Raw genomic sequence first — 4,004 nt, 5'->3', positions numbered from 1 at the left:
CTCCACCGCGGGAAGCCTCACTAATTTCCCAGAAAAGGAGTATGAGCGATGGAAGGTAACGTCACCCCAGTATTGAAAGCGGTATGCCTGTCCCTGTTGGGGGTATCCCTCACGGCATGCAGCAGCGAACCTCACAAGAAGGACCCCACCGCTGAAGCAGTTCCCGTGGCGGTAGGAAAGGTTCAGCAGGTCCAGGAGCGGGAGACCGTCACCGCAAGCGGCATCGTCTCCACCCCCAACGCCCCCTCCAACGTCTCCTTCCTGGTTCCCGGCAAGGTCGTCTACGTGGGGCCGCGCGAGGGGCAGTTCGTCAACAAAGGTGACGTCCTCGCCAGGATCGACCCCACCGATTTCAGCCTCAACCTGAAAAGCGCGGCGGCGCAGGCATTGAGCGCGCAGGCTGCCATGGAAAAGGCCATGCACTCCGCCAGGCCGGAGAATCTGGAGCAGGCGCGCATCGCCTTCGAGAGGGCGGAGGACGAGTTCCGCCGCATGAAGATGCTGTACGACTCGAAGAGCCTCGCTCCCAACGACTTCTTGAAATACAAGGCTGCCTACGAAACCGCCAAGGAGAACTACCAGCAGTCCAAGGTGGGCGCCCAGCGGGAAGACAAGGACCTCGCCAGGGCCGGTTACCAGCAGGCGCAAGCGCAGATGCGGATCGCCGAGAAGGCGCTCTCCGACTCGACCCTGCGCGCACCGGTCAGCGGCTACATCGCCAAGAGGTCAGTGGAACCGGGCGACACCGCCGGACCCGGCCACCCGGTTTTCGAGATTGTGCAGCTCGACCCGGTGGAAGTGAACGTCGGCGTGCCAGAGACCGACGTGCACATGGTCAGGATAGGGCAGCAGGCGACCATCACCGTTCCAGCCCTGCCCGGTAAAACGTTCACCGGCACGGTCCGGCTGATCAACGTTTCCGCGGACCCCAGCACCAGGACCTACATGACCAGGATCACGGTGGCCAACCCGGACCACTCGCTCAAGGTGGGGATGGTGGCCGAGGCGACCATCCGCGGCGACCGGTCGGTATCCATGGTGACGCTCCCCGGTGACGCGGTGATCCGCGATCCGCAGGGGGCGACCCAGGTCTTCGTCTACTACCCGGACCAGAAGCGGGTCTACGCCAAGCGGGTGGAAATCGGCTCCGTGGTGAACAGGGGGGTCGAGGTGAGAAGCGGGCTCGCCGCCAACGAGCTGATCGTGGTGGGCGGGCAGTCGAAGCTGAAGAACGGCCTGCTGGTATCGGCCACCGAACAGAAATAACCGCCCAAGAGGAATGAGAGAACGCCATGAGCCCGATTAAATTTTCGCTTCGCCACCCTCCCGTCACGCTCATCCTGACCGCCATGGTCATGCTGATCGGCATCCATGCCTTCCTGAAGATGCAGCGCACCGAGGACCCGACCATCACCATCAGGACCGGCCTGGTGGCCGCCATGTATCCGGGCGCGACCTCCGAGCAGGTGGAGAAGCAGGTCACCAAGACCCTGGAAAAGCACATCTTCAAGTTCCCCGAGGTGCGCAAGGAGAAGACCTATTCCACCAGCCGCCCCGGCGTGGCCATCATCAACGTGGAGCTGGAGGACAGCGTGAAGAACGCGGACGTCTTCTGGGCGAAGCTCCGCCACGAGCTGAACGTGGTGAAGAGCACCGAGCTTCCCGCCGGCGTGAAGGGGCCGGTGGTGGACTCCGACTTCGGCGACACGGTCGCCATGCTGGTGGCCGTGCACGGCAAGCGCTACGGCTACCGGGAGCTCAGGGACTACGCCGACAAGATCCACGACGAGATGCGCACGGTCCGCCAGGTGGGCAAGCTGGTCACCTACGGCAACCAGCAGGAGGAGGTCTGGATCACCTCCAGCCTGGAGAGGATGGCGCAGTATTTCGCCGACCCGCGCCAGGTGGCCAACGCCCTCGCCAAGCGCAACGTGATCCAAAGCGGCGGCAACTTCGACGCCGACCAGTCCAAGGTCCCCATCCACACCACCGGCATCTTCAACACCGAGAACGAGATCAGAAACGTGCTGGTCGACGTTTCCAGGGACGGCCACCCAGCCTACATCAAGGACTTCGCCAACGTGGAGCGGCGCTACCAGGACCCCGACTTCATGGTCCGCTACGACGGGGACCCCTGCCTGCTCCTTTCCGTGGAGATGCAGAAGGGGAAGAACATCGTCGAGTTGGGCGAGCAACTGGATACCGTATTCAAGCGCCTCAAGGTGCTGCTGCCGCCGGACGTGCAACTGGACCTGGTCGCCAACCAGCCGGGGGTGGTGAAGGAGCGGGTTGAAAAGCTCTCGCACGAGTTCCTGCTGGCGATCGCCTCAGTGGTGCTGGTCACCATCGTGTTGCTCCCGCTGCGGGTCGCGCTCATCGCGGCGCTGGCCATCCCGGTCACCTTGTGCGGCACCCTGGGTGTCATGGACATCTTCGGAATAGCGCTGCACCAGGTCTCCATCGCCGGGCTCATCATGGTGCTGGGGATCGTGGTGGACGACGCCATCGTCATCGCCGACAACTACGTGGAACTCCTCGACCACAAGGTGCCCAAGCTGGAGGCCGCCTGGCGCTGCGCAACCGACGTGCTGGTGCCGGTCCTGACCGCGACCGTCACCATCATCGCCTCCTTCCTGCCGCTGTTGATCATCACCGGTTCGGTCGGCGAGTTCATCATGGCCCTCCCGATCACGGTCGCCATCGCGCTGGTGGTCTCCTTCGTAGTGGCGGTCATGCTGACCCCGCTTCTGTGCAGGACTTTCATCAAAAAGGGACTGCACGACCACGACGCCGAGCACGTGCCGGGTAAGGAGAAGAAGAGCCTGCTCGACCACCTGCAGGACAAGTACGGTGTGCTGATCAATGTCTTCATGAAGAGAAAGACGCTGGCCTTTGCCCTCGCGGGAGCCGCCTTCGTGCTGGGGGTGAGCCTTTTCGCCCTGGTCCCGCAGCAGTTCTTCCCCTCTGCCGAGCGAAACCAGTTCGTGATTGATCTCTGGATGCCGCAGGGAACCCGCATCGAGGCGACCGACGCCGTCATGAAGCGGGTCGAGAAGGCCCTCTCCGGCAGTAAGGGGGTGGAGCACTACGCCTCCTTTGTCGGCCAGAGCGCCCCCCGGTTCTACTACAACGTGAACCCGCAGCAGCCAGACGGCGCCTACGGCCAGTTCGTCGTCAATACCGAATCGGTGGAGGCAACCAGCCGCCTGGTGAAGGAGCTGCGCCCGGCGCTGGCGGCGGTGGCGCCCGAGGCGACCGTGATCGTGAAGGAGCTCCAGCAGGGGGCACAGATGGAGGCGCCCATCGAGGTGCGCATCTCGGGCGATGACGTGAGCGAGCTGAAGCAGCTGGGAGAAAAGGTGCAGCACATCATCGAGGAGGTGCCGAGCTCCCAGTATGTGTACCGGGACTACTTCAACGACTCCTACCGGGTGGACGTCAATGTGAAGGACGAACTGGCGAACCGGCTGGGTATCACCGAGTCCTCCGTCTCGCAGACGCTCTCCGGCGCCTTTGACGGCGGCGCGGTCAGCACCTTCTGGGAGGGGGACCGCCCGGTAACCATCAAGCTCCGCCTCGATCCCGCCTCCCGCGCGAGCTTCGGCGACATCGGCAACGCCTATCTCAACTCCGACCTCACCCGCGCCAGGGTGCCGCTGCGCGCCATCGCGACCGAGACCCCCGAGTGGCAGACCAGCAGGATCGTGCGCAGAAACGGCGTGCGCACCTTGACGGTCCGCGCCTTCGTGAAGCCCGGCTTCTATGCCTCAAAGCTCCTGGACCAGGCGATGCCCAAGATCAAGGCCCTGGAACTGCCGGCCGGTTACAAGATCAGCTACGGCGGCGAGAAGGATAACCAGGACGAGACCTTCCCGCAGATGCTGGTGGCGCTCGCCATCAGCCTGGTGGCCATCTTCCTGGTGCTCCTGGTGCAGTTCCGGACCATCCCTGAGCCGCTGGTGGTGATGGCTTCCATCCCGCTCACCCTGTTCGGTGCCATCCTC

At 63.8% G+C, this 4,004-nt stretch carries 2 protein-coding genes; both read left to right on the top strand.

The window, feature by feature from the left end; genetic code table 11:
- Positions 1–165: 165 nt before the first annotated feature.
- Positions 166–1,266, top strand: coding sequence for an efflux RND transporter periplasmic adaptor subunit (locus VJ604_RS19130; RefSeq protein ID WP_324085284.1), 1,101 nt, complete (start codon positions 166–168; stop codon positions 1,264–1,266).
- A 26-nt stretch (positions 1,267–1,292) separates the two neighbouring features.
- A partial coding sequence (locus VJ604_RS19125) for an efflux RND transporter permease subunit (RefSeq protein ID WP_324085282.1) occupies positions 1,293–4,004 on the top strand: 2,712 nt, incomplete at its 3' end.

It is taken from the genome of Geomonas sp. (assembly GCF_035254065.1).
Classification (GTDB): domain Bacteria; phylum Desulfobacterota; class Desulfuromonadia; order Geobacterales; family Geobacteraceae; genus Geomonas.
This window is presented reverse-complemented; position numbering and strand designations above follow the sequence as displayed.